The sequence below is a fragment of the Thiocapsa sp. genome, assembly GCF_011390875.1.
In the GTDB taxonomy this organism is placed as follows: domain Bacteria; phylum Pseudomonadota; class Gammaproteobacteria; order Chromatiales; family Chromatiaceae; genus Thiocapsa.
Window position 1 is genome coordinate 1 of sequence record NZ_JAABRP010000367.1, and the last position, 2379, is coordinate 2379.

Here is a 2379-nt window from a genome sequence, read left to right on the forward strand (position 1 = left end):
GACCTGATTCGCTGCGGGAGCACAGGCATTCTCCGAAGCCGCGGCCCAAGCGGCACCGGAAGTCGGAGCGAGGGAAAAGACCGCGAGAGCGGCAAGCAGAAGGTTGCGCGATGGATTCCCGATCATAAGTCCTCCAAAGGCATTGTGCGGGAGCCGAGGAAGGCGACAGGATCCGGAGAGGCCGGCGCAGATCCGGATCTACAACCTTAAGAAGCAACCTTGAGCAACGGCGTCCCATGCCGCGGCTGGGGTAAGGCGTCGCAGTGTCGATGCTTGCCTCATAGCATGGCAGAGAAAAGCGACCGAATGGTGACAAGTCCTCGGGCGGAATGCGCCTGATGACCGCCGGCGCCGTTGCGCAATGACACTTAGGCCAGAAGCGTCTGACGAGTGCGCCGTTGCCTTCATGTCGCAGATCCCGATGGGGCAGGGGAGATGCGACCCGTACACGACGGCTACTTCAGCTGCGCGACCGAGAGCTTGCGCAGCGTGGCTCGCCGTTTGACGTAGTGCTCGTCCATGCGTCCGATGATCCCGTCGAGGAAACGCACGGTCTCGACGATGTTCGGCCCCTTGTTGAGCATGGCGCATTCTGCCTGGATACTCATGGCGGCATCGGAGACCTCCGCGCGTGACGGTGCTCCCTTTTTGGCCATGCCCTCGAGGATCTGGGTCGCCCAGATTACCGGCACGTGCGCCGCCTCGCAGAGCCACAGGATCTCCTGCTGGACTTCGGAGAGGCGATCGAAGCCCACTTCGACCGCCAGATCACCCCGCGCGATCATGATCCCGACGGGAGGCGAGTTGAGCGCGGCGAGCAGGATGCGGGGGAGATTCTCGAAGGCCTGACGGTTTTCGATCTTGAGCACGATCCCGAGATGATTGGCCCCGAGCCGATAGAGCTCGTCGTGGAGACGCTCGACATCCTCGGGTCCTCGGACGAAAGAAAGCGCGACCATGTCGGCGAGCTTGACGACTGCCGGCAGGTCGTCGAGGTCTTTTTCGGTCAGGGCAGACATCTCGAGGGCGGTGTCGGGGAAGTTGATGCCCTTCTCGGCGCGCAGCTTCGCGCCGTGTGGTCCGGTATGGGTGATTCTGACCCGGATGCGCTGGCCGTCGTTCTCCTCGACGAGCCCGCCGATCTTGCCGTCGTCGAACCAGACACGGTGCCCATGCGCGACCTGTTCGAATGCCGCATCGAGGGTGCAGTGGATCTGTGCCGGAGCGACGATGCGACCGGATGCGTCGCGCTCGGCCTCTGTACCGGGTTCGTCATGACGGGTCAACATCAGGGTGTCGCCCGGCAGGAGGCAGATGGGGTTGATCACGTCGGGGATCCCGACGATGCGTCCTTCCCCGATCGACTTGCCCTCGCGCAGGCCCGTCACCGGGGTCTCGTCCTGAATATAGGCGGTCCGCTCGCTTTCGGCGATGAACGATTGACCGACCGCCTCGACGATCTTCAGCTCATGGTGTTGACCGCGCGTGTCGGTCAGACCAATGCTGTCGCCGACATCGAGTCGTGCGAGCAGACCGCACTGGATCCGGAAGATGAAGCGAACATCGTCGGGAGTCGGCTCGGCCGCGGCCGCCGTCGTCAGCCAAATGCGAGCGGGTCTGGCGATGCGACCGAAGACATCCCGATCGGGCGCCAGTCGTTTTACCCGCCCGCTCGCCCGAATCGCGCCCGTGCGGAGCTTCGGACCCGCCAGGTCGGCCTGCACGCGGCAGTTGCGCCCGACGATCCGCTCCGCACGGCGCAGGTTTTCCACCATCGCGAACCAGGCATCCGGACCGTCGTGGGCGCAGTTGATGCGCATGACATCCATCCCGGCGATGAGGAGATCCTGCACCAGTTGCGCATCCGAGGCGGCTTCGCTCGGCATGGTCACCATGATGCGGACGAATCGGTCGCGGGGCTCGGGACCCAGAAGCGCTCGGGTGTGATCCCGAAGCAACAAAGGCCCGGTACGGAAATCCACCGGCGGCTCCGGCGCAGGGCCGAAATCCTTGCCGCTGAGCTGCTCCAGAATGGCCATCACCGAGTTCAGGCTGGCCAAGGCATGGGGCTCCAGCACGCCGAGCGACGACAGTCCCAGAGCACCGAGATCCTGCTGCAGACTGCGGATGTCGTGCTGCCGAATGCTGAGGTAGTGAAGGAAGTTGCGTGCGCTGTTGCGGTGGCTGGGCTCGACCTTCTCGATCTCGGAGCCGTAGGCTCGCTCGAATTCGACCGCACCTTCCCGGAGGGCGGCGAGTTGTGCGATCGGCCTTTCCAGTTGGCGAGAAGTCGGCGTCGTGGTCATGGGGAGAGTGCCTGCGAGGTTGGAATCCGCCGGACAGCGCCGGCCCAAATGGAAAACATACGACGGTTGTGTT

The 2379-nt window shown here is 64.1% G+C and carries 1 protein-coding gene; it reads right to left on the reverse strand.

Annotation, left to right across the window (positions count from 1 at the left end):
* Positions 1-455: 455 nt before the first annotated feature.
* Positions 456-2379: pyruvate kinase (locus tag GPT33_RS18465; RefSeq protein ID WP_363929519.1), on the reverse strand; the 1924-nt coding region annotated here is incomplete at its 5' end.